This window comes from Variovorax sp. FW301-JW7 (assembly GCF_058788795.1).
Map to the genome: position 1 here is coordinate 228,923 of NZ_JBYTBC010000010.1, position 24,085 is coordinate 253,007.

Annotated in this window: 21 protein-coding genes; 19 read left to right on the forward strand and 2 right to left on the reverse strand. The window is 69.8% G+C overall.

Features of this window, described 5'->3' with window-relative positions; translation table 11 throughout:
• Nucleotides 1-11 precede the first annotated feature (11 nt).
• Genes AC3WQM_RS25330 through AC3WQM_RS25340 form a run of 3 tightly spaced genes read left to right on the forward strand, consistent with a single transcriptional unit; the run spans nucleotide 12 to nucleotide 4,034 of the window.
• A complete protein-coding gene (locus AC3WQM_RS25330) occupies nucleotides 12-1,499 on the forward strand; it encodes an FGGY family carbohydrate kinase (protein WP_492682589.1) in 1,488 nt (495 codons plus the stop codon).
• The gene (locus AC3WQM_RS25335) at nucleotides 1,496-3,265 is read left to right on the forward strand and encodes a glycerol-3-phosphate dehydrogenase/oxidase (protein ID WP_159273567.1); all 1,770 of its coding nucleotides are present in this window, start codon (nucleotides 1,496-1,498) and stop codon (nucleotides 3,263-3,265) included. Before AC3WQM_RS25330 ends, AC3WQM_RS25335 begins: the two co-directional genes overlap by 4 nt.
• 1 nt (nucleotide 3,266) lies before the next feature.
• Entirely contained in the window at nucleotides 3,267-4,034 is a 768-nt protein-coding gene (locus AC3WQM_RS25340; protein WP_172438465.1) for a GntR family transcriptional regulator, read from the forward strand.
• A 2-nt stretch (nucleotides 4,035-4,036) separates the two neighbouring features.
• Here the strand turns inward: AC3WQM_RS25340 and AC3WQM_RS25345 are convergent, their stop codons facing one another.
• Both AC3WQM_RS25345 and uvrA read right to left on the reverse strand, forming a co-directional pair.
• Nucleotides 4,037-4,933, reverse strand: a complete 897-nt coding sequence (locus tag AC3WQM_RS25345; protein WP_062480450.1) for a DMT family transporter — start codon at nucleotides 4,931-4,933, stop codon at nucleotides 4,037-4,039.
• A 46-nt stretch (nucleotides 4,934-4,979) separates the two neighbouring features.
• The gene (gene uvrA / locus AC3WQM_RS25350; RefSeq protein WP_492682591.1) at nucleotides 4,980-8,036 is read right to left on the reverse strand and encodes an excinuclease ABC subunit UvrA; all 3,057 of its coding nucleotides are present in this window, start codon (nucleotides 8,034-8,036) and stop codon (nucleotides 4,980-4,982) included.
• A 184-nt stretch (nucleotides 8,037-8,220) separates the two neighbouring features.
• Here uvrA and ssb point away from each other — a divergent pair, with 184 nt between their 5' ends.
• The 16 genes from ssb (at nucleotide 8,221) to AC3WQM_RS25430 (ending at nucleotide 24,082) form a co-directional block, all read left to right on the forward strand.
• Nucleotides 8,221-8,775, forward strand: a complete 555-nt coding sequence (ssb, locus tag AC3WQM_RS25355) for a single-stranded DNA-binding protein (RefSeq protein WP_492682593.1) — start codon at nucleotides 8,221-8,223, stop codon at nucleotides 8,773-8,775.
• A gap of 396 nt (nucleotides 8,776-9,171) precedes the next feature.
• Nucleotides 9,172-10,371 (forward strand): pyridoxal phosphate-dependent aminotransferase, encoded by a 1,200-nt coding sequence (locus AC3WQM_RS25360; RefSeq protein WP_492682595.1) that lies wholly within the window; start codon nucleotides 9,172-9,174, stop codon nucleotides 10,369-10,371.
• A 7-nt stretch (nucleotides 10,372-10,378) separates the two neighbouring features.
• The gene (locus AC3WQM_RS25365; protein WP_492682597.1) at nucleotides 10,379-11,149 is read left to right on the forward strand and encodes a 2-keto-4-pentenoate hydratase; all 771 of its coding nucleotides are present in this window, start codon (nucleotides 10,379-10,381) and stop codon (nucleotides 11,147-11,149) included.
• 14 nt (nucleotides 11,150-11,163) lie between these two features.
• Nucleotides 11,164-11,943 (forward strand): SDR family oxidoreductase, encoded by a 780-nt coding sequence (locus AC3WQM_RS25370; RefSeq protein WP_492682599.1) that lies wholly within the window; start codon nucleotides 11,164-11,166, stop codon nucleotides 11,941-11,943.
• Between the two features lie 33 nt (nucleotides 11,944-11,976).
• Nucleotides 11,977-12,765 (forward strand): ABC transporter ATP-binding protein, encoded by a 789-nt coding sequence (locus AC3WQM_RS25375; RefSeq protein WP_390347160.1) that lies wholly within the window; start codon nucleotides 11,977-11,979, stop codon nucleotides 12,763-12,765.
• A gap of 33 nt (nucleotides 12,766-12,798) precedes the next feature.
• Entirely contained in the window at nucleotides 12,799-13,587 is a 789-nt protein-coding gene (locus AC3WQM_RS25380; protein ID WP_492682601.1) for a transporter substrate-binding domain-containing protein, read from the forward strand.
• A gap of 44 nt (nucleotides 13,588-13,631) precedes the next feature.
• Nucleotides 13,632-14,324, forward strand: a complete 693-nt coding sequence (locus tag AC3WQM_RS25385; protein WP_492682603.1) for an ABC transporter permease — start codon at nucleotides 13,632-13,634, stop codon at nucleotides 14,322-14,324.
• A gap of 2 nt (nucleotides 14,325-14,326) precedes the next feature.
• A complete protein-coding gene (locus tag AC3WQM_RS25390; protein ID WP_062480468.1) occupies nucleotides 14,327-15,046 on the forward strand; it encodes an ABC transporter permease in 720 nt (239 codons plus the stop codon).
• Nucleotides 15,047-15,059: 13 nt separating this feature from the next.
• Nucleotides 15,060-15,860 carry an inositol monophosphatase family protein gene (locus AC3WQM_RS25395; protein ID WP_206167823.1) on the forward strand — a complete coding sequence of 267 codons (801 nt, stop codon included), beginning with the start codon at nucleotides 15,060-15,062 and terminating at the stop codon, nucleotides 15,858-15,860.
• A gap of 71 nt (nucleotides 15,861-15,931) precedes the next feature.
• Nucleotides 15,932-17,416, forward strand: coding sequence for a MocR-like pyridoxine biosynthesis transcription factor PdxR (pdxR, locus tag AC3WQM_RS25400; RefSeq protein ID WP_062480472.1), 1,485 nt, complete (start codon nucleotides 15,932-15,934; stop codon nucleotides 17,414-17,416).
• A gap of 247 nt (nucleotides 17,417-17,663) precedes the next feature.
• A complete protein-coding gene (locus AC3WQM_RS25405; RefSeq protein WP_062480474.1) occupies nucleotides 17,664-18,044 on the forward strand; it encodes a hypothetical protein in 381 nt (126 codons plus the stop codon).
• Nucleotides 18,045-18,341: 297 nt separating this feature from the next.
• Nucleotides 18,342-18,947, forward strand: a complete 606-nt coding sequence (locus AC3WQM_RS25410; RefSeq protein WP_390347156.1) for a DUF6891 domain-containing protein — start codon at nucleotides 18,342-18,344, stop codon at nucleotides 18,945-18,947.
• Complete coding sequence (locus tag AC3WQM_RS25415; protein ID WP_492682605.1) at nucleotides 18,944-20,740, forward strand: VanW family protein; 1,797 nt, start codon at nucleotides 18,944-18,946, stop codon at nucleotides 20,738-20,740. The genes AC3WQM_RS25410 and AC3WQM_RS25415 overlap by 4 nt, the downstream gene beginning before the upstream one ends.
• A gap of 16 nt (nucleotides 20,741-20,756) precedes the next feature.
• On the forward strand, nucleotides 20,757-21,362 hold the full coding sequence (locus AC3WQM_RS25420; protein ID WP_492682607.1) for a hypothetical protein: 606 nt from the start codon (nucleotides 20,757-20,759) through the stop codon (nucleotides 21,360-21,362).
• An 18-nt stretch (nucleotides 21,363-21,380) separates the two neighbouring features.
• Entirely contained in the window at nucleotides 21,381-23,045 is a 1,665-nt protein-coding gene (locus AC3WQM_RS25425) for an FxLYD domain-containing protein (protein ID WP_492682609.1), read from the forward strand.
• Nucleotides 23,046-23,089: 44 nt separating this feature from the next.
• On the forward strand, nucleotides 23,090-24,082 hold the full coding sequence (locus tag AC3WQM_RS25430) for an LLM class flavin-dependent oxidoreductase (RefSeq protein ID WP_492682611.1): 993 nt from the start codon (nucleotides 23,090-23,092) through the stop codon (nucleotides 24,080-24,082).
• Nucleotides 24,083-24,085: the final 3 nt, after the last annotated feature.

Consider the following 24,085-nt stretch of genomic DNA (forward strand, 5'->3'; position numbering starts at 1 on the left):
GCTGTTATGACATGAAGACCAAAATACTGATCGGCATCGACATGGGCTCGAGCAGCCTGAAGGCGCTGGCCCTGGACGCGGGGAGCGGGCGTAGCCTGGCCGTGTCGCGCCTGCCCCTGCGGCATGCGCGGCTGCCCGGCGGCGGGTGCGAGGTGGGCGCGGCGGCGATCCGCGCGGGGCTGACCCAGGTGCTCGGCGACGTGGCGCGCCAGCTCGGCCCGCGCGCCGCGGACGTGGGCGCCATCGGCTGCACCGGCCACGGCGCGGGCCTGTACGCCCTCGATGCACAGCACGAACTCGTCGGCGGCCGCGCCGTCGCCTCCACCGACCAGCGCGCCGATGCGCGCGCACTCGCCCTCTCGGCACGCCACGGCGACCGGCTGTTCGCCGACGTCGGCTGCCGCCCCTGGCCCGGCCAGCCCACGGTGATCGCGGCCGAGCTGCTCGGCGCCGACGCGGTGCAGCGCGGCGAACTGCACCGTCTGCTGTTCGCCAAGGACTACCTCGGCTTTTTGCTGACCGGCGAGATCGCCACCGACGCGAGCGACGCCAGCACCGCCGGCCTGCTCTCGCTGGCCACCGGCGACTGGTCGCCCCTGGCCTTCGAGGTCGCGGGCATCGACGGCCTCGGGCCGCGCGCCTTCGGTCCGCTGGTGCCCAGCGGCCAGACCATGGGCCGGCTGCGCGCGGCCGAAGCGGCGCTGTGCGGCTTGCCCGCGGGCATTCCGGTGGCGATGGGCGCCATCGACCTGCTCGCCTCGATGACCGCCATCGGCGCCGAAGACCGGGGCCGCGCCGTGTCGGTGCTGGGCACGTGGTGCGTCAATGCGGTCATCGGCCCGGTGATCGCGCCGCAGCCCGAGGTCGCCGCGCTCGTCAACTTCGGCCGCACGCGCGAGCGCCTGTACATGGAGAACAGCCCCTCGTCGATGGCCAACATCGCGTGGCTGGCCGGCGCGCTCGGCCTGCCCGATGCGCGCGCCGTGGTCGACCTGGCCATGGGTGTGCCGCTCGGGGCGAACGGGCTGCGCTTTTTGCCCTTCATCAACGGCGGGGGCGGCATCACGGCCGGCTTCGTCGGGCTCAAGAGCCACCACACGCCGGCCGACATGGCGCGCGCCGTGGTCGATGCCGTGGCGGCGCTGCATGCGCGCCACACCGCGCGCCTGGCGTCGCAGGGCCTGCCGGTGTCGGCCTCCAGCGTGCTGGGCGGCGGCGCCAGCGATGCGCGCCTGGTGCGCCTGCTCGCGGCGCTGCTGGGCCACCCGGTCGAGCGCTGCGCCGACGACGAAACCGGCGCGCGCGGCGCTGCTCTCTATGCCGCGATGTCGCAGGACCTCGACGACGCGGGCCCCGCCAGCCCGCTGCGCGCGCCCTGCGAACTCATCGAACCCGACGCGCGCGACGCGCGGGCCCATGCCGATTTCAACGCCGAATTCAACGAACTGATCGATCGCATGTCTCCTGTCTTCAACCATCTCGCGGGCGGTGCGTCATGAGCGCGTGGCAGCTGCCTTTTGTCCGCCCAGCCTCGCTGGAGGGCCGCCACTTTTCGACGGTGATCGTCGGCGCCGGCATCAACGGCGTGGGCGTGTTCCGCGACCTGTCGCTGCAGCGCGTCGATTGCCTCATCGTCGACAAGGGCGACTTCGGCGCCGGCGCCAGCAGCGCGCCCTCGCGCATGATCCACGGTGGCCTGCGCTACCTGGAAAACGGCAGCTTCTCGCTGGTGGCCGAGGCCACGCGCGAGCGCAACCTGCTGCTGCGCAACGCGCCGCACCTGGTGCAGCCGCTGAAGACCGTGGTGCCGCTGTCGAGCTTCTTCGGCGGGCTGCTGAGCAGCGCGCTCAAGTTCTTCGGCCGCACGCCGCCGCAGCGCACGCGCGGCCTGCTGGCCGTGGCCGCGGGCCTGCGCCTGTACGACCTGCTGGGCCGGCGCCAGCGCGTGATGCCGGGCCACCGCATCAGCCGCGTGCCGACCAACGACCGCCGCCTGTTCCGCGCCGCCATCCGCTGGACCGCGACCTTCTTCGATGCCTGGATCAGCCATCCCGAGTGGCTGATCCTCGAGCTCATCGGCGACGCCTGCCGCGACCAGCCGCGCTCGGCCGCCGCCAACTACTGCCGCGTGACGGGCTGCGCGGGCAACATCCTCACGCTGCGCGACGAGATCACCGGCGCGCTGGTGCGCGTCACGGCCGACACCGTGGTGAACGCCACCGGCGCCTGGCTCGACCGCAGCGCGGCCGTGCTCGGCGGTGCCGGCCCGCGCGTGATGGGCACCAAGGGCTCGCACCTCGTGCTCGACCACCCGGCGCTGCGCGACGCGCTCGAAGGCCGCATGGCCTACTTCGAGGCGGTGGACGGGCGCGTGTGCATCGTCTATCCGTTTCTCGACCGCGTGCTGGTGGGCTCCACCGACATTCCGGTGGAAGACCCCGACCAGATCGTCACCGAGCCGGCCGAGATCGACTACCTCATCGACGTGCTGCGCGAGGTGTTCCCCAACATGGCCTTCGATCGCCAGCACGTGATCTACACCTACGTCGGCGTGCGCCCCCTGGCGCGCTCCGACGCCGACAAGCCGGGCCAGATCTCGCGCGACCACTCGGTGGTGGTCGACCCGCCGAGCGCCACGCGCGACGTGCCCATCGTCGGCCTCGTGGGCGGCAAGTGGACCACTTTCCGCGCCCTGGCCGAAGAGGCCACCGACCACGTGCTGCGCCACCTGGGCCGCTCGCGCACCGCCTCGACCGAGTCGCTGCCCATCGGCGGCGGCGCCGAGCTGCCGGCCGACGCGGCCGCCACCGAACGCTTCATCGACAAGATGACGGCCGGCTCAGGCCTGGGCCGCGCGCGCGCGCTGGGCCTGCTGCGCCGCTACGGCTCGAAGGCGCTGCCGCTGGCGCAGCGCCTCGCAGCCTCGGGCGACACGCCGCTGCGCCACGCGCCCGAGTACTCGGCGGCCGAACTCTCGTACCTGTGCATGGAGACCGGCGTCGTGCACCTGGACGACCTCGTGATCCGCCGCACGCTGCTGGCCATCCGCGGGCTGGTCACCGACGACGCGCTCGCCGAGATCGCTGGCGTGGCCGCCGAAGCCCTCGGCTGGGATGCGGCCCGCGCGCACCAGGAACTCAGCGCCTGCGCCGCCGCACTGCGCGAACGGCACGGCGTGCGCCTGCAGCCGGTGGCGGCCCACGAGCCGGCACCTTCCGCTTTCGATGCATCATTGATGGCCAGCCCCGTCCTCGGCCCGACCTAACGTGACCCTTTCCACCGCCCCCGACACCGTGTCGACGACCTCGCTCGACCGCAACTCCGAATCGCCGCTGTGGGCGCAGTTCCGCGACGCCATCCGGCTGCAGATCCTGCAGGGCGTGCTGCCCATCGGCGCCAAGCTGCCGTCCGAGGCCGAGCTGGGCGAGCAGTTCGGCATCTCGCGCATCGTGGTGCGCGAGGCGCTGGCCGACCTGGTGCGCAACAACCTCATCTACAAGATCAAGGGCCGCGGTGCCTTCGTGTCGGCGCGCGAGCGCGACGAAGACTTCGTCTCCACCGTGCTGGGCTTCTCCGACGAGATGGAGCGCAAGGGCCGCTCGGTGCGCACGCAGATCCTCGTGCAGGAACTGCGCGCCGCCACCGCGCAGGAAGCCGCCGCGCTCGGCCTCACCGAAGACGCGCAGGTGGTCGGCCTCAAGCGCCTGCGCAGCGTCGACGGCGAACTGCGCCTCTTGGTCGAGACGGCCGTGCCGGCCGACCTGGCGCCGGGCCTGCACCGCACGCGGCTGGACGACCGCTCGCTGTACGACGTGCTGCGCCGCCAGTACGGCGTGCGGCTGGTGCGTGCCGAACGCTGGATCGATGCCGTGCTGCCCGACGCCGAGACCTGCCGCCTGCTCGACCTGCCGCAGCCCGAGCCGCTGCTGCGCATCGAGTCGATCGCCTACGGCGCCAACGGCCGGCCGCTGGAGCACTACCGCGCGCTGCACCGCTGCAAGACCAGCCGCCTGCACGTGCAGACGACGACCTGAGCTCAGGCCTTCGCGTTGCTGCTGCTGCGCGAAGGCAAGAGCACCGAGGCGATGGCGACCATCATCAGCGCCACCGCCACCCAGTCCTGCCAGTGCACGACCTCGCCGAGCCACACGGCGCCGCTGAACACGCCGAGCACGGGGATGAACATCACGCTCAGGGTCGAGGCCACCGGCGGCAGGCCGCGCGCCAGGTAGAACCAGGCCGCGTGCGCGAAGCCGAAGATCAGCACCGCGTTGTAGGCGATCGATCCCCAGGTCACGGCGCCCGGCGAGCGCCACTGGTCGCGCTCGAACAGCAATGAGAGCACCGTCATCACCACGGCCGTCATGGCCGTCATCCAGAACGAGAGCGTGAGCGTGGGCAGCCCGATGCGCGTGTGTCGCAGCAGCTGCGTGCCCAGCGCCCAGGTGGCGGCGGCCACCAGCGCCAGTGCCACGTAGCCGGGGCGGCCGGCGAAGTCGGTGAGCTCGTGCCACAGCAGCAGCCCGACGCCGATGGCGCAGGCGCCCACGCCGGTCCATGCGCGGCGCGTGAGCACGGCCGAGAACAGCAGCGCGCCGATGACCGCGGAGAACACCGGCATCGTGTAGCCCAGGATCGCGGCGCGCCCGCCTGAGAGCGCCTTCACCGCGAGGATGATGCAGGCGTGCCAGACGAACATGTTGGTCGCGCCCAGCCACACCAGCTCGGGCCACGCGCTGCGCGGCACGCGGAACGGCACCTTCATCACCACCAGCGCGATCGCCAGCACGGGCACGCCCAGCCAGATCGAAATCGCGCGGAAGGCCAGTGGCGGGTAGTCGGCCACGCCGAGCTTCATCACCGGCCAGTTGAAGCCCCACGCGAGGGTGAGGAGGACGAGAAGAACGAACTGGCGCGGCGTGAAGGAAGGCATGGGCCGCGATTGTGGCGCGGCCCGCGCATTCGTGCTGGCGGCGCGGCTACAGCAGGCGCTTGAGGTAGCGGCCCGTGTGGCTCGCCTCGTTCGCCGCGATGTCTTCCGGCGTGCCTTCGCCCACCACCGTGCCGCCGCCGGCGCCGCCCTCGGGGCCCATGTCGATGAGCCAGTCCGCCGTCTTGATGACGTCCAGGTTGTGCTCGATCACGACGATGGTGTTGCCCGCGTCGCGCAGCTGGTGCAGCACCTTGAGCAGCAGCTCGATGTCCGCGAAGTGCAGGCCGGTGGTCGGCTCATCGAGGATGTAGAGCGTGCGGCCCGTGTCGCGCTTGCTCAACTCGAGCGCCAGCTTCACGCGCTGCGCCTCGCCGCCCGACAGCGTGGTGGCCGACTGGCCGAGCTTGATGTAGCTCAGGCCCACGTCGAGCAGCGTGCGCAGCTTGCGTTCGATGGTCGGCACGGCTTTCAGGAACTCGTGCGCGGTCTCGACCGTCATCTCGAGGATCTGCGCGATGTTCCGGCCCTTGTACTGGACCTCGAGCGTCTCGCGGTTGTAGCGCTGGCCGTGGCAGACCTCGCAGGGCACGTAGACGTCGGGCAGGAAGTGCATCTCGACCTTCACCACGCCGTCGCCCTGGCAGGCCTCGCAGCGGCCACCGGCCACGTTGAAGCTGAAGCGGCCCGGGCCGTAGCCGCGCTCGCGCGCGGTGTTGGTCTCGGCCATCAGCTCGCGGATCGGCGTGAACAGGCCCGTGTAGGTGGCCGGGTTGCTGCGCGGCGTGCGGCCGATGGGCGACTGGTCGACGTTGATGACCTTGTCGAAGTACTCGATGCCTTCCACCGACTCGTGCGCGGCCGGCTCTTCGTGCGCGCGGTACAGCGTGCGCGCCACGGCGGTGTAGAGCGTGTCGTTCACCAGCGTCGACTTGCCCGAGCCCGAGACGCCGGTCACGCAGGTCAGCAGGCCCACGGGGAACGCGACGCTCACGTTCTTCAGGTTGTTGCCGGTGGCGCCGACCACGCGGATCTCCTGCAGGTCGGTCTGCGAGGCCAGGTGCGCGGCCTCGCGCGCGGCGCGGCGTTCGGCCGCGGGGCTCTGCGGAAAGCGCGAGGGCTTCTTGCCTTCGTTGAAGGCCGGCTTCTTCACGGCCGGCAGCCACGCGGTGCGGTGCTTGGGCACCTCGATCTTCTTCACGCCCGAGAGGTACTGGCCGGTGAGCGACTCGGGGTTGGCCGACACCTGGGCATACGTGCCCTGGGCCATCACGCGCCCGCCGTGCACGCCGGCGCCGGGGCCCATGTCGATCACGTGGTCGGCGGCGTGGATCATGTCCTCGTCGTGCTCGACCACGATCACGCTGTTGCCGATGTCGCGCAGATGCTTGAGCGTGCCGATGAGGCGGTCGTTGTCGCGCTGGTGCAGGCCGATGCTGGGTTCGTCGAGCACGTACATCACGCCCGTGAGGCCCGAGCCGATCTGCGACGCGAGGCGAATGCGCTGCGCCTCGCCGCCCGAGAGCGTTTCGGCGCTGCGGTCCAGGCTCAGGTAGTTGAGGCCCACGTCGTTCAGGAACTTGAGGCGCAGGCCGATCTCGCGCACCACCTTGTCGGCGATGTCGGCCTTGGCACCGCGCAGCTTGAGCGTGCTGAACCAGGCGTAGGCGTCGCGCAGCGTGAGGTGGCTCAGCTCGAAGATGGCCATGCGCGGCGGCTCGCCGCCGTTCGCGCCCACATGCCCGGCGTCGTCCACCAGGAACACGTTGCGCGCCTCGCGCCGCAGCCGCGAGCCGCCGCAGTCGGGGCAGGGCTGCTGGTTGCGAAAGCGCGCGAGGTCTTCGCGCACCATCACCGAGTCGGTCTCGCGGTAGCGCCGCGTCATGTTCGGGATGATCCCCTCGAAGGGGTGCTTCTTCGTGAGCTTCTTGCCCGCGAAGTTGCCCGACTCCATGGTGTAGTTGAACTTGATCTCTTCACCGCCCGAGCCGTGCAGCAGCGTCTGCTGCACCGAGGCCGGCAGCGATTCGAAGGGCGCGTCGACGTCGAACTTGTAGTGCTTGGCGACGCTCTCGACCATGCTGAAGTAGTAGCCGTTGCGGCGGTCCCAGCCCTTGATTGCGCCGCTGGCGATCGACAGCGACGGAAACGCCACCACGCGCACCGGGTCGAACACCTCGCGGTGGCCCAGGCCGTCGCAGCTGGGGCAGGCGCCCACGGGCGAGTTGAACGAGAACAGGCGCGGCTCGAGCTCCGACAGCGAGTAGTGGCAGATCGGGCAGGCGAACTTGGCGTTGAACAGGTGTTCCTTGTCGGGCGCTCCCTCGGCGCCCAGCTCCAGCGCAATGGCGCGGCCCTCGGCCAGGCGCAGCGCGGCCTCGAAGCTCTCGGCCAGGCGCTGCTGCATGTCGGGGCGCGCGCGCAGGCGGTCGATGACCACGTCGATGTCGTGCTTCTCGGTCTTCTTGAGCTTGGGCAGGTCGTTGTATTCGTAGGTTTGCCCGTCGACGCGAAAGCGCACGTAGCCGGCCGCCTGCATCTCGGTGAAGAGCTCGAGGAACTCGCCTTTCTTCTCGCGCGCGACGGGCGCCAGGATCATCAGCCGGGGCTCGTCGGGCAGCGCCAGCGTGGCGTCGACCATCTGCGAGACCGTCTGCGCCTGCAGCGGCAGGTGGTGGTCGGGGCAGAAGGGCGTGCCGGCGCGGGCGTACAAGAGGCGCAGGTAGTCGTGGATCTCGGTCACCGTGCCCACGGTGGAGCGCGGGTTGTGGCTGGTGGCCTTCTGCTCGATGCTGATGGCGGGCGACAGGCCCTCGATCACATCGACGTCGGGCTTGTCCATGAGCTGCAGGAACTGCCGCGCATAGGCCGAGAGGCTTTCCACGTAGCGCCGCTGCCCTTCGGCATACAGCGTGTCGAACGCCAGGCTCGACTTGCCCGAGCCCGACAGGCCGGTGATCACCACCAGCTTGTTGCGCGGGATGTCGAGATCGACGTTCTTCAGGTTGTGGGTGCGCGCGCCGCGGATGCTGATGCGCTGCTGGGCGAGCAGCGCGCCAAGGTAGGCGTCGCGTTCCGGGGTGTCTTCAGGGGTGGGTGAATTCAAGGGGTGCGGTCGTCCGAGGGCAACCGGACATGATAGAGGGGCTTGCCCCGCCTGTCATGACCAGGGGATGGACGGCGGCGGACGCCCCCGCCCGGGCCGGCCGGCGCCGGGCCGATTTCGGCTCAGGCAGAATGGAGGGTTCCTCTCAACCTCCTCCTTCATCTACTTATCAGGGGCAGTGCATATGGCATCGGTCAATAAAGTCATCGTCGTCGGCAACCTGGGGCGCGACCCCGAAATGCGGACCTTCCCGAGCGGCGATCAGGTCGCAAACGTCACCGTGGCCACCACCGATCGCTGGAAAGACAAGCAAAGCGGTGAGATGCGTGAAGCCACCGAATGGCACCGCATCGTGTTCAACGGCCGCCTGGCCGAAATCGCCGGCCAGTACCTGCGCAAGGGCTCGCAGGTGTATGTCGAAGGCTCGCTGCGCACGCGCAAATGGACCGACAAGGACGGCATCGAAAAGTACACCACCGAAATCCGCGCCGACCAGATGCAGATGCTGGGCAGCCGCCAGGGCCAGGGCGGCCCGTCGGGTCCGAGCGACGACGACGGCGGCTACTCGCAAGGCGGGGGCGGCGGTGGTTACTCGCAAGGTGGTGGTGGCGGCGGTGGCGGCTACGCCCCGCGTGCGCCCGCAGCTGCAGCACCGCGTGCCCCGGCACCGGCGCCGCGCCAGGCGCCGGCCAAGTCGTCGTCGGGCTTCGACGACATGGACGACGACATTCCGTTCTGAAACCGGCTCCTCGAGCTTTTCAATGAAGGCCTGCCTTTTCGAAGGCAGGCCTTTTTTTTGCCCTTTTTATTTCGAATTCTCTCCATGGGCGGTCGTGCCCGGGAAAGTGCTGTTTTGCCGAGGAAATGCAGCCTCTTTGTTCGTCTGGCCGTTGAGCGCAGGGGAAGCGTTTGACGTGAGCCCCTTTTCGACGGCAATGACTGTGTTCAGAGGGGCAATTCCCGGCGGCAATCAACCCATTGGCTCCGGCCGTTCTGCCAAATAGCGCCGTTCAGCAGCGCATCGCTGCCGGCCGATTCGCCGCGATTGGTCCGCTTCGGCGCACGGAATTGGTCCTTGTCCCGCACCGTGCGGCGTCGGAGCATGCAGGCCATAGAACACCGAGACAAGCACGACATGCAGAGCGCCGCCTCCCACTGCCCGCCATCGACCGTCGCACGCGCCGAAGTCCAGGCCCTGCGGTCCTCGAAGATCCGCGAGGTCGCCAATGCGGGCATGGACCGCAAGGACATCCTGCCTTTCTGGTTCGGCGAGCCCGACGAGGAGACGCCGGACGAGATCTGCGGCGCTGCGATCGCCGCCCTCGAGAACAGGCGCACCTTCTACGTCCAGACGCTGGGCGAGCCCGCGTTGCGCGAGGAGATCGCCCGCTACCTGTCGCGCTGGCATGGCCCGATCGGCGTCGAACGGGTGGCGGTGACGAGTTCGGGCACGCATGCGCTGATGCTGGCCCTGCAGGCGCTGCTGAACCCAGGCGACCGCGTCGTGGCCGTGACGCCGTTGTGGCCCAACCTGGTCGAGATGCCCAAGGTGCTGGGCGCGCACGTGGAGACCGTCGCATTGCAGTTCACCGCGGCGGGCTGGGTGCTCGACGAGCAGCGCCTTCTGGAAGCGCTTCGGCCGGGCACCCGCGCGCTGCTGCTGAACGCGCCCAACAACCCGACGGGCTGGACCCTTTCGCGCGAGTCGCAGGAAGTCATCCTCGCGCACTGCCGGCGCCTGGGCATCTGGATCGTCAGCGACGATGTCTACCAGCGCATCAGCTTCGATGCGCCGTGCGCGCCGTCCTTCCTGGACATCGCGACGCCCGAGGACCGGGTCATCAGCTGCAATTCCTTCTCCAAGGCCTGGCGCATGACCGGATGGCGCCTGGGCTGGATCGTCGTGCCGCCCGCGATGCTGGGCGACATCGGCAAGCTGATCGAGTACAGCAGCACCTGCGCGCCGCCCTTCGTCCAGGCGGCGGGGGTGGTCGCCCTGTCGCGCGGGGAAGATGCCATTGCCCGCACCGTCGAGCGGTTGCGCCAGGGCAGGGACCACCTGGCGGCGCGCCTGGGGAGCGTGCCGGGGGTCGAGCTCGCCGCGCCCGCGCGGGGCGCGATGTACACCTTCTTCCGTGTCGAAGGCGTGACGGACAGCCTCGCGTTCTGCAAGCAGCTCGTGGCCGAGGCCGGGCTGGGGCTGGCGCCCGGCGTGGCCTTCGGCCCCGAGGGCGAAGGCTACCTGCGCTGGTGCTATGCCAGCGGCACGCCGCGCCTGGACGACGGCGTTCGCCGCCTGGCCGCCTACCTGGAACACCACCCAACCACACGATGAGGATGCGATGAACACCCAAGACATTGCGGGCGCCCTTTGGCAAGCCATGGAGGACGGACGCCACATGCCGTCGGAATGGGCCGGGAAGTTTTCCCTGCAGCAGGGCTACGAGGTGCAGCTGGCCTTGTTGCACGAGCGCCTGGCCAGGGGCGAGCGGCAGACGGGCTGGAAGGTCGGCCTCACCGCCGAGGCCATGCGCGTGCAGCAGCAGGTGCACGAGCCCTGCTTCGGCTATCTGCTGGAAAGCGGCCGCCATGCGAGCGGCCAGGCCTATCGCTTTTCCGATCTGATCGCGCCCGGCTTCGAGAACGAGCTGTGCCTGACCATCGGCAAGACGCTGCGCGGACCCGGCGTGAGCCTGGAGGAGGTCGCTGCCGCCGTGACGCATGCGGCGCCGGCCCTGGAGATCGTGGAGGTCCGCGGTCCGTTCGCCGGCAACCTGGCGCTGGCCATGGCGGACAACGCGCAGCAGAAGGCGTATGTGACGGGGGCGGCCGTGCCGCTGACGGCCGACAACCGCGACCTGGCCGGCGCCAGCGTGACGGTGCAGGTCGACGGCGCCGTCAGCGAGACGGCCTCCGGCTCGGCGGTCATGCAGGGCGGCGGGCTGCTCTCGGTGCTGTGGCTGGCAAACAAGCTGGCCGAATTCGGCCTGGCCCTCGAGGCAGGGATGCAGGTGATGTCCGGCTCCTTCACGCGGCAGTACCGCGCCTCGCAGGGCATGCGGGTGCATTCCTCGTTCGACCGCTTCGGCACGGTCGCCGCGAACTTCATCTGAAGCAAGAGGTCGCCATGGATCTGGGTATCAAGGGCAAGACGGCGCTGGTCTGCGCCGCGAGCAAGGGGCTGGGCCGGGCGTGCGCGTTCGCGCTGGCGGAAGACGGCGCATCGCTCACTATCGTGGCGCGCGGCGCGCAGGCGCTCGAGGCCACCGCCGACGAAATTCGCGAGGCCACCGGCGTGCACGTGCGCACGGTGGCCGCCGACGTCACGACGGTGCAGGGGCGGGCGCTCGTTCTCGAGGCCTGCCCCGCGCCGGACATCCTGGTGACCAATGCCGCAGGCCCCAAGCCGGGCGACTTCCGCCAATGGACGTGCGACGACTGGATGGTGGCACTCAACGCCAACATGCTGACGCCCATCGAGCTGATCAAGGCGACGGTGGACGGCATGATGGATCGCGGCTTCGGCCGCATCATCAACATCACCTCGTCCTCGGTGAAGGCGCCCATCGACATCCTGGGCCTGTCCAACGGCGCGCGCAGCGGACTCACCGGCTTCGTGGCGGGCCTGGCGCGGCGCACGGCGCATCGCAACGTCACCATCAACAACCTGCTGCCCGGCTCGTTCGCCACCGACCGCCTGCGTGCCACGGTGGAGGCTGCCGCGGCCGGGTCGGGGCGCTCGTTCGAGGCCGAGCAGACCGAATGGCAGGGCCGCAGCCCGGCCGCGCGCTTCGGCGATCCGATGGAGTTCGGCCGTGCCTGCGCCTTCCTGTGCAGCGCCCATGCCGGCTACATCAACGCACAGAATCTGCTGCTCGACGGCGGGGCCTATCCCGGGACCTTCTAGGCGAAGCGCCAGCACCGTTCAAAAGGAACTCACTTGAGCGACCCCCAACGACAACAGGGCAGGCAGATCGTGTCTGCCACCGGCATCGAGAAACGCTTCGGCGCGCTGGACGTGCTGCGCGGCATCGACCTGTGCGCCCACGAGCACGACGTGGTCACGCTGATCGGCGCCAGCGGCTCGGGCAAGAGCACCTTCCTGCGTTGCCTCAACCTGCTCGAGGTGCCCGATGCCGGCACCGTCGCCATCGATGGCGAGGAGATCCGCATGCGCCGGTCGCCGGCAGGGCAGGCGAGCCCCGCCAGCAAGAGCCAGGTGAACCGGTTGCGCGCGGGCATCGGCATGGTGTTCCAGAACTTCAACCTGTGGAGCCACATGACCGTGCTGGAGAACGTGGCCATGCCGCCCATGAAGGTGCTGGGGCTGTCGCGCCGCGAAGCGACGGAACGGGCCGAAGCGCTGCTGGCGAAGGTCGGGCTCGGTGACCGGCTGCGGCACTATCCGGCCCACATCTCGGGCGGCCAGCAGCAGCGCTGCGCGATCGCCCGCGCGCTGGCCATGGAGCCCAAGCTGCTGCTGTTCGACGAGCCCACGTCCGCCCTCGACCCCGAGCTCGTGGGCGAGGTGCTGAAGGTGATCCGCCTGCTGGCCGAGGAGGGGCGCACCATGGTGATGGTCACCCACGAGATGGCGTTCGCACGCGAGGTCTCGACCGAGGTCGCGTTCCTGCACAAGGGAAAGATCGAGGAACGCGGGGCGCCTGCCGACGTGTTCGGCAATCCGCGCAGCGAGCGCTGCCGCAAGTTCCTCGACAGCGTTCTGTAGCCACGACATCACGAACCAAGAACTGGAGACGAAATGAAGAAATGGTTGTTCGCAGGCCTGCTGGCCGCGTGCTCCGTCGCCGCCATGGGCCGCGAGATCAAGGCCGGGGTGCAGTGCACCTATCCGCCCTTCAACTACCGCGATGCGTCGGGCGAGCTGAAGGGCTTCGAGATCGACATCGCCCGTGAGATCGGGCGGCGGATGAACGCCAACGTGCAGTTCGTCTGCCTGGGGTTCGATGGCCTGATTCCCGCGCTGCTTTCCAGGAAGATCGACGTCGTCACGTCGAGCCTGTCGATCACCGAGGCGCGCAAGAAGAGCATCGACTTCTCCGTTCCCTACCGGGCCTCGACGGCGCGCTTCGTGGGCCGCAAGAACGGGGGGCTGCTCCCGATGAGGCCCGACAACACGCCCAACGCAGGCGCGCTCAAGGGCAAGGTGGTGGGCGTGCAGCGGGCCACCACGAACGACAGCTACCTTGCGGGCGAGTTCTCCGGCGTCGAGATCACGCGCTACGACTCGGCCGAGAACATGCTGCTGGACCTCGTGGCCGGCCGCATCGACCTCATGCTCGTGAGTCCCATGAAGGTTCGCACCGACTTCCTGGAGAAGCCGGAAGGGCGCAACTACGAGTTCGTCAGCCCCGAGATCGAGGCGCCCAAGTACCTGGGCGAAGGCGTGGCCGTCGGTTTGCCCAAGGGGGCCACGGCGCTGCGCGACGAGATCAACGCGGCGCTCAAGGGCATGTTTGCCGACGGGACCTTCAAGGCGATCAACCAGAAGTACTGGAGCTTCAGTGTGCTGCCCACGGTCTGGCACTGACGCCGTCGCGCCACCGAATCCGCTCACCGATTGCTGACGACACCATGGACATGTTCAACGGCTGGGGGCCGACCATCGCGCAGGGCGCCTGGACGACCGTGGAGGTGGCGCTGGTGTCGTCGGTGTTCGGCATCGCGTTGGGGCTGCTGGGCGCGGCGGCCTGCCTGTCCCGCTTCAAGGCGGTGCGCTGGCTGGCCGAGGCCTACATCACGGCGATACGGGGCATCCCGCAACTGCTGCTGATCCTGATGGTGTACTTCGGCAGCACGGTGGTCTTGAGCCGGCTGCTCGCGCTGGTCAGGCACGACCCGGGCATGGTCGAGATTCCGCCGTATCCGGCGGGGGTGTTCGCACTGGCCCTGATCTTCGGCGGCTACGCCTCGGAGGTGTTCCGCGGCGCGCTCACGGCCATTCCCCGCGGGCAGGTGGAGGCCGGCATGGCCGTGGGCATGGGCACCCTGCAGATCTTCTTCGTGATCCAGTGCCCGCAGATGCTGCGGCTGGCGCTGCCGGGCCTGGGCAACATCTGGATCTCGACGCTCAAGGACACCTCGCTGATCTCCATCGTGGGGCTGAGCGAGCTGATGAAGGCCTCCGAACTGGCCACCAGCGACACGCGCCGCGCCCTGTTCTTCTACCTCAGTGCAGGCGCCATCTACCTCACGCTGACCGTGCTGAGTTCGCTCGTGCTGCATCAGCTCGAGCGCCGCGGTGCCCGCGGTGAAAGGACGGCCTGACCATGGATGTCGAACTCATTGTCGAGAGCCTTCCGGTGCTCTGGCAGGGCGCGCTGCTCACGCTGGAGCTCTTCGCGATCACGATGGTGCTCGCGACGCTGCTGGCGGTGCCGCTGGCCATCGTGCGCGTCCAGAAGGCCTGGTGGCTGCGCTGGCCCGTCGAGGTGTTCTCGCAGGTCTTCCGGGGAACGCCGCTGCTGGTGCAGATCTTCATCGTGTACTACGGCATTGCCCAGATCGATGCGGTGCGCGACAGCTGGGCCTGGCCCTACCTGCGCAAGCCGTACTGGTGCGCCGTCATCACCTTCGTGCTGAACACGACGGCCTACGCCGTGCACATCTTCCGCGGGGCGATCCAGGCAGTGCCGCACGGGGAGGTCGAGGCCGGCCAGGCGTTCGGGCTTTCTTTCGGTGCGCTGTACCGCCACGTCATCCTGCCGCGGGCGATGCTGCTGGCGCTGCCGGCCTACGGCAACGAGGTGATCAAGACGATCAAGCGCACCTCGCTGGCCAGCGCCATCACGCTCTCGGAGCTGACAGGCGTGGCCAACACCCTGGTGGCGCGCACCTTCGCCCCCTACGAGATCTTCATTGCGGCCGGGTTGATCTACCTTGCCTTCGCGTTCGCCGCCAACCACCTGGTGCGGCGGCTGGAGCACCGCATGTCTCGCCATCTTCGCCACTTGCCGGCGCAGCACGGCACCGGGCCCATGCCCACTTGATCCAGGAGACCGCGTGTCCACTTCTTCCGTTCCAGAGTCGGCGATGGCCGAATTCCTCGCCTTCGCCCATGGGCTGGCCGACGCCAGCGGCGCCATCCTGCGCGAGAACCTGTACAGCCGCAGGGGCTTCGAGTCCAAGGAGGACGACAGCCCCGTCACCGTCGTGGACAAGCATGTCGAGCAGACGCTGCGCACGCTGATCCGCCACCGCTATCCCTCGCACGGCATCCTCGGCGAGGAGTTCGAGGGCCAGGACCTCGATGCCGAGTACGTCTGGGTGCTCGACCCGATCGACGGCACCAAGGCCTTCATCACGGGCATTCCCATCTACGGGACGCTGATTTCGCTGGCGCGCCACGGCACGCCGATCATCGGCGTGATCGACCACCCCATCACCAACGACCGATGGGCCGGGGCGCAGGGCCAGCCGTCCACCTTCAATGGCCAGCGCATCCGCAGCCGCGAGTGCCCGTCGCTGGCCGACGCGCTGGTGTCGTGCAGCAACCCGGAGCCCTTCGGGCCGCGTGAGCGCGAGGCGTTCGAGACGCTGCGCAGCGCCGCCAAATGGTGCGTGTACGGATCGAGCTGCTATGCGTATGGCTGCATCGCCAACGGAACGATCGACATCGGCATCGACTGCGGCCGCCACCGCGAGGTCGACTACTGCGCGCTGGTGCCGGTGATCGAGGGCGCCGGCGGCGTCATCACCGATTGGGAGGGGCGCCCGCTCACGATCTACTCCGGCAATCGGCTGGTCGCATCGGGCAACCCTCGCCGCCACGAGGAGGTCCTGCGCATGCTTGCGGGCGCCTAGCGCGAGCGACCGGGCCGTATATTCGAAGGCCGCCGCAGCCCTGTCCGGCACGGGCGGCATGGAGATTTCGTATGCCGCGGCACTTCAATTACCCGACCTGGAGTTCGCTCTCGCTGGACCGCAGCGGCTCCGATCCGCTGCACGTCCAGGTGTTCGAGCAGATCCGCCAGGCCATCGTGCAGGGCCGGATCTCCAAGAACGCGCGGCTGCCGCCCACCCGCCAGCTGGCCGCGGAACTCGGCGTGTCGCGCAACACCGTGGTCCTGGTCTACGAACGGCTGCTGGCCGAGGGCTATGTCAGCGGCCGCGTGGGGGCGGGCACCTACATTGCTGCCGTGCTGCCCGAGGAGCGCAGCGCGCCGGCCGGGGCGCCGTCGAACGCCCCTGTCGCCGCGCCGGCGCCCCGGCACATCTCGCGGCGCGCGCAGGCGATGTCCGAACTGGCGCTGCCGCCCGAGCGCAATGCCACGTTCGACCTCAGCCCGACCGTGCCCGCACTCGACCAGCTGCCGTTCGAGCAGTTCGCCAAGGTCTCGTCGCAGTACTGGCGCTCGGCGCCGGCCGCGGAGCTGGGCTACGGCTCGCCGATGGGGCTGCCCGAACTACGTCAGCAGATCGCGGACTATGTGGGCGAGGCGCATGGCATTTCCTGCCTGCCGGACCAGGTGCTCGTGGTCGACGGCACGACGCAGGGCTTCGTGCTGGCCGGCCAGGTGCTGACCGACCACGGCGATCGCATCATCGTGGAAGACCCGGGCTACATCACTCGGCTTGCCGCCTTGATGGGCTTCGGTGCGGACCTGGTGCCCGTGCCCATCGACCTGCAGGGCCTGGACAGCAGCCGGTTCGACAGCCATGCGCCCGACGCGCGGCTGATCGTGGCGTCGCCCACCAACCAGTTCCCCTTCGGCAGCACGATGCCGCTGGAGCGGCGCCTCTCGCTCCTGCAGTGGGCGCACGAGCGCAATGCCTGGGTGATCGAGTACGACTTCAACAACGCCTTCCATTTCCGGGGCAGGCCGCTGCCTCCGCTGGCGGCGCTGGACCACGGGGGGCGGGTCATCTACATCGGGAACTTCAACCGTTCCATCTCGCCCGCGCTCAACCTGGCCTACCTGGTGGTCCCGCCCGACCTGGCGGACGCTTTTGCCTGCGCCACGCAGATCTTCTCGTTCAAGGCCTCCATGCCGACCCAGGGCGTGGTGGCCGACTTCATGGCGAGCGGGCAGCTGGCGGCCCACATCCGGCGCATGGGCGTGCGCTATCGTGAACGCGCGCAGCTCATGGAGCACTGCTTCAGGACGCTGGTGGGGCGCGATTTCGAGCTGTCGACCACCGGCTCGGGGCTGCACCTGTCGGCCATCTCGCGCACGCCGATCGACGATGCGGCGGTCTCCCAGGCGCTGCTGGCGCACCGCATCGACGTGCCCGCGATCTCCGCCTACTGCCTGAGCGAGCAGGTCCGCACCGGCTTCGTCTTCGGCTTCGGCAACACGCCCGCCGAGCGGATCGCCCCGGCGTTGGCGCTCTTTGGCAGTGCGGTCGCGAACGCCTGAGCATCGTCCACTGCCCTTCAATTGTTTCGAATCCGTGAACACCGCGGTTCGTTTTGCTACGGGTTTTTACCTAGATCGAGGCGCACAATTCATCTCACGGACCAGCCCTCAAAGCTGATCTGGGTGAACAGGGCCCCGAGCGAGGTGGCCGCCCTCCGAAAAAGAACAGAGGGGCGGTGACCCACCCAAGACCGGTTCGACATCCGAAGCAAGAACTTGAACTGAATTGAAGAAGGAAGAAATCCAAATGACCGCCTCGAAGATCCTCTCCGCCGTTGCTGTTGCCCTGATGGCCGTTGCCGGCGCCGCCCATGCCGAAAGCTATGAAGGCGTGCATCAACTGACCTCGGCCGCCAGCCGCGCTGACGTTGCCGCCCAAGCCGTCGTGGCCGCGCACAGCGCCAACCCCTACGCCACCGGCGCCAATGCAGGCCCCGCGCAAGTGATCGTGTCGACCGCCAGCCGCGCCGCCGTGCGTGCCGACGCTGTCGCCGCCGCACACAGCGCCGACCCGTACGCCGAAGGCGCTTCGTCGGGCGTGGCCCCGATCGTCGCCAGCACCGTCGACCGCGCTGCGGTTCGCGCCGCAGCCCGCGCTGCCGCCCACGGCGACGCACTGCCGCTGTAAGCGGTCCGAACGCTTCGCCGACGGGATCGGCGAACGTTCCAGGTCTTCATGAAAGCCGGCCCTGCCAACGCAGGGCCGGCTTTTTTCATGGGCCATGACCGTGAATTCTTGGCCGAAAGTCACATTGCCTTGGCCTTGCGCATCCCTCATGATTTGGGCGCGGGAGGGACGGCCGCCAGAGCGCATGCTTTCGCATTAACGCATCGCCGTGGTGCGGACACGCGAGAATCGAGCGTCGTTCCGACCGCGAAAAAATGAAAGCACATCCGTCGCCGACCAAGCGACGACCCACTACGCATGGCCCTCACTCTCGACCCCGAAGACACGCGCGGACGCATCCACGACCTGGTGTGGAGCGGCTTCCACGCCGATGCCGACATCGGCTGGATGATCACCGACGAGTACCTCGATCCGGATGAGCTCACGCCCGAGGACCGCGCCTGGATCAAGGCCGAAACCACGCGCGCCTGCGCCGCCAAGCGCGCCGCCGAGGCGCAGTGGCCCGCGCAGACCGAGTACGACCGGCTCGAGGCCGTGTTCGCGCAGCTGCGCAGCGAAAAGATCATCGCCCTGCACCGCGCCGGCAACACGCTGTCCGACGGGCACGACGACGTGCGCGAGCAGTGGCGTGCGGCGGGCCGGCTCGAGTCCGGCATCCGCGGCTGCTGCTTCTATCACGCACAGGACCTGGACGGCGCCGTGCGCAACGGCCGCCTGTTCCTCGCCTTCAGCGGCGGCATGATCCCCGAGATCGCGCAGCGCGAAGCCAACACCGTCGTGGTCGGCCGCCGCATCGTCGAGCTGCTGCGCGACGCCGGCTTCGGCGCGCAATGGAGCGGCAGCATCAACGAGCGCATCGAAGCCGACCTCGGCCAATGGCGCAAGCGAGGCCCCGCCGCGTGAGTGCGCAGGCCTGGCAGCCGCCGCGCCGCATCGACGCGATCGACTTCTGGCTGCGCTCGCGGCTGCTCGCCACGGCCCACGCCCTGCGCGAAACCCTGCGGCCCTCGGCCCGGCGCTGGCCCACAGGCCAACACGCACTGGCCGATGCGCCGGTGCTTGCGCAGCACCGAACCCCCTTGTGGTCCGACGGCCGGGCCGACGAATTCCCCTTGGTCGCCGGCAAGGTGCACAACCTGCGCGTGGCGCGGCCGGCCTTCGATGCCATCGAGGTGCCGGCCGGCGAAGTGCTGAGCTTCTGGCGCCAGCTGGGGCGACCGGGCGCCGGGCGCGGCTTCGTGGTCGGGCGCGAGGTGCGCGGCGGCTGCGTGGTGCCGACGCTGGCCGGCGGGCTGTGCCAGCTGTCGAACGCCCTGGCCACGGTGGCCGTGCGCGCGGGCTTCGAGCTGGTCGAGCGCCACGGTCACACGGCACGCATCGAGCAGGCCGACACGCCAGCCGGCGACGCCGTCGATGCGACGGTGTTCTGGAACTACGTCGACGTCAAGCTGCGCGCCCGGCACGCCTGGCGGCTCGAAGTGGCGCTGACCGATACCGAACTCGTGGTGCGCATCCGCGCGCGCACGCCGCTGGCGGTGTCGGTCGAGCCCGTCACGCTGCGGCGCACGAGCGACGATGCATCCACCGCGCTGCCGCTGGCGCGCGGCTGCCTGAGCTGCGACCAGACGGCGTGCTTTCGCCACCGTCCGCCGGTCGATGTCGGTGCCGAAGGGCGCACCGCCGTGCTCGTCGATGGCTGGACGCCGGAGTTCGCACGCCACCTGCGCGAGGCCCATCCGCAGGCGCAGCGCATGCAGCCCGTGCCGCTGCGGCTCGCGTTCTGGCGCGTGCCTGCTGCCGGCTGGCATCGCGAGCCTGCGACGAACGAAGCGGCGACCACCGCATGGGCCGCGAGCTTGCGCCGTGCCGTCTGGCAGCGGCTCTGGGCACGGCAGGCGGGCCGGCGCCAGGCCAGCCTGATCGACGGCCAGCGCTGGCTCGCGCAGGGCTTCGCCGCGCGGCTGGCGCCTGCGCACACGCACCTGGTGGTCGAGCAATCGCTGCTGCCGCACCTGCAGCGCCTCGGCGCGCTCGACGGGCGCCGCATCACCGTGCTGGCCAGCGCACTGCCGATGGCCGACATTGAAAAGCAGCTCGATGCCGCCTCGCAGCGCTGGCCCGGCGACGCCACCTTGCGCGACTTCCGCGCCGATGCATCGCTGGTGCGCGACGAGGCGCTGGCGCTCGCGCGCGCGGCGGTCGTCGTCACGCCGCATGCCGGGGTGGCGCAGGCCATGACACAGTACGCGCCGCAGGCCACGCTGCAGCGGATCGACTGGGCGCTGCCGCAGGTGAAGGCCGCGCACAGCAAGCGCGAAGAACCACCGCTCGTCGTGTTCGCCGCCAGCGCGCTGGCGCGCAAGGGCGCGCGCGAACTCGCGGCCGCGCTGCAAGGCTGGCCGTGCCGCCTGCGCGTGCTGGGCTCGCCCTCGGACGACGCGCAGCTCTGGCAGGGCATCGAACCCATTGAACACATGAACTGGCAAGGCGACGTGCTGGCCGGTGCGAGCGTCGTCGTGCTGCCCGCGCACGTCGAGCACGCACCGCGCGCATTGCTGCGCGCCGTGGCGGCCGGCGTGCCCGTGGTGGCATCGACGGCCTGCGGCCTGGCCGGCGTGCCGGGCGTGCACGAGGTCGCACCCGGCGACATCGACGCACTGCGCACCGCATTGCAGCAGGCCGTCCGCCTGACCTGAACGGAGAACAACCCCCGTGGCATCGATCGAACAGGCCCGCGCGGCCCTGGCTTCCCATGGCGCGCTGGCGCCGCAATCCGCCGCCGAGCATTGGCGCGGCGAGCTGGCCTTGCCCGCCGCCCTCGTCACCTTCTACGAACAGGTCGGCCCGCTCGGCGAGTGGGTCAACGAGCGCGTGGGCTACGCGGGCCTCACGGTGCCGACCACCGGCAACCCGTTCAGCATTCCCGCGCTCTCGCGCCTGTGGCAGCTGCAGGCCGGCTACCGCTGGCATGGCATCACCGGCGAGCGCATCGCCGACTGGCCCGACCATTGGCTGGTGGTGGCCGACCAGGGCGCCGATCCGTTCATCTTCGACCTGCGCACCGGCGCGATCCAGTTCGCGATGCACGGCACCGGCGCCTGGGAGGAAGACGAACCGCTCTTCGCCGACATCTTCGAGATGGCCGCCTGCCTGGGCACCATCGGCCAGGTGTGGGACGAAGCGGGCGACGCCATCTTCACCGACGAGGACGACTGCGAGGTCGACCCGGTGCATCGCGCGCGCCTGGTCGAGCGCCTCGTGCCGCTGCTGGGCAGTGCCGCGGCGGCCGAAAGCATCGTCGACGCGTTCGGCTGGTAAGACAAAAAAAGAAAACACATGAGCATCGATCTGCAGACCCTCAAATGCGGCGAGTGCGGCAGCAGCGCGCTGCGTCGCACCGGCCTGAACGAATACACCTGCGCGCACTGCGGCTCGATATCGCTGGTGGAAGACGACGTGTCCGACCGCCTGGAGCGCGTGCTGCAGCAGGTCAAGCACCACGCCGGCCAGCAGATCGCCGCCGAACAGGCGCTGCGCCAGAAGCAGATGGTGCGCACGATCGGCTTCGTCGTGATCGGCTTTCTCGGCGTGGCGGTGGCCGTCCAGGTCGCGATGCTGCTGTTCGGTTCGGGCCAACGCAGCGAGGCGCCTTCGGTGGCGCGCGCGATGGTCGAGCGCACCATCGCGACCGACGGCCTGAAGCTGTCCGAGCCGCGCCAGGCGCTGGTCGGCGAGCGGCCGAAGCTCTTGGTGCTGGCGCGCAACGAGACCGGCCGGCCGCTCGAACGCCCCGGCCTGAAGGTGGTGTTCCACGACGGCGACACGCGGCTGAACGAGCGCAGCGAATCCCTGCCGATCGACGTGCTGATGCCGGGCGAGTCCGCGCCCGTGCTGGTCGACCTGCCCTCGGGCCAGAACGTCACGCGGCAGGACGTGACGGTCGAGAAGCTGTCCGAACCGCGCAGCGCCGCCGAAGGGCCGCGCCTGGCGTTCTCGCGCGTGCGGCTGGTGCAGCAGGGCGAGCGCGTGCGCCTGGTCGGGCGCCTCGTGCATGCGGGCGCCGCCGGCGCACCGGCGTTCGGCAGCATCGAGGCACTGGTCACGCTGTACGACGACGCGGGCCAGGTGATCGGCGTCGGTCGCGGCCATGCGCCGGGGTCCGAGCTGGCGCCCGGCGCACGCACGGCGATCGATGTCGACCTCAGCCGCTTCGGCCGCGGCGCCGCCATCGCGGCCTGGGACTACCGCATCGGCTACCGCACGGTCACGCCCTCGGGCGCGCGCACCACGGTGCTGAGCGCCGACCGCGTGATCCGCACGGCCGGCGCGCCGGAGGCCTTCCACCCCGACCTGCGGCTGGGCACCGAAGACCTGCTGGCCGACGACAGCGAGCGCTTCGACCCGCGGCAGCTCGAACTGCTGCCGCTGGTGGCGGGGCGCAGCACGATCCAGCGGCCGCTGTTCATGACCGAGCTGGTGAACCGCAGCGCCGACGCCATCGCCATTGCGCCCGGCGCCGTGATCTCGCGCTTCGGCGGCAGCACGGCCGACGGCACCACGCGCCTCGACGCGCTGGCCTATCTGTACCCGGGCGAGCGCTTTCCGGTCCTGCTGGAGCCCAAGGCCGTGGACCGCATCACGCAGACCCGCGTCGAGTGGAAGCCGATGCGCCGCGCCGCACTGCCCGGCCCGCGCAAGCCGCTGGAGGTGCAGGTGACGGGCACCCAGGCCGGCACCGGCAGCGTGCTGCTCAACTTCAGCCAGCGCTTCACCTACAAGAGCGTGGAGGTCACGGGCACGGTGAAGAACCCCGGCACGGCCATCGCGGCCAAGGTGCGCCTGTGGGTGAGCCTGCGCGACCGCAACGACCAGCTGACCGGCTTCAAGCTGATCGAGAACCTGCCGGCCATTGGGCCGGGCGAGAGCGTGCCCTTCCAGGTTCACGTGACGCAGCACGGGCGCGATTTCGCGAGCGTCGCGACGCTATACCAAACCGAATAGCCCCGCGCGTGACGGCATCGGGCGGTTCGCGCCATGATCGCGCCATGATTCCGCTTTCGATCCTCGACCTTTCCCCGATCACCGAAGGCAGCGATGCCGCGCAGTCGTTCCGCAACTCGCTGTCGCTGGCGCAGCACGGCGAGAAGCTGGGCTACACGCGCTACTGGCTGGCCGAGCACCACGGCATGCCGGGCATCGCGAGCGCGGCCACGGCCGTGCTGCTGTCGCACGTGGGCGCGGGCACCTCCACCATCCGCATCGGCGCCGGCGGCGTGATGCTGCCCAACCACTCGCCGCTGGTGATCGCCGAGCAGTTCGGCACGCTGGAGTCGCTGTACCCGGGACGCATCGACCTGGGCCTGGGCCGCGCGCCCGGCTCCGACCAGCGCACCGCGCGCGCCCTGCGGCGCAACCTGGAGTCGGACGCCGACCAGTTCCCGCAGGACGTGATGGAGCTCATGGACTTCATGTCGAAGAACCCGCAGCAGGCCGTGCGCGCCGTGCCCGGCGCGGGGCTCGAGGTGCCGGTGTGGATTCTCGGCTCGAGCACCTTCGGCGCGCAGCTGGCGGCGCACCTGGGCCTGCCGTATGCCTTTGCCTCGCACTTCGCGCCGCAGCAGATCATGCAGGCCATCCAGATCTACCGCGAGACCTTCAAGCCTTCGGCGCAGCTGCAGAAACCGTACGTGATGCTGGGCTTCAACGTGTTCGCGGCCGACACCGACGCCGAGGCCGAGTTCCGCGCCACCTCGTGGCAGCAGGCCTTCGTGAACCTGCGCAGCGGCCGTCCGGGTCGCCTGCCGCCGCCGGTGGAGAACTACCGCCAGAAGGTCGGCCCGGCCGAGAACGCGCTGCTCGACTCGGTGCTGTCGTGCTCGGCGGTGGGCTCGGTCGAGACCGTGAAGCAGGGCGTGGAAGCGTTCGTGGCGCGCACCGGCGCCGACGAACTCATGATCACCTCGCAGGTGTTCGACCACGCCGCCCGGCTGCGCTCCTACGAGTTGCTCGCCGAGGCCTTCGGTCAGAAGAAGTCGTAAAGC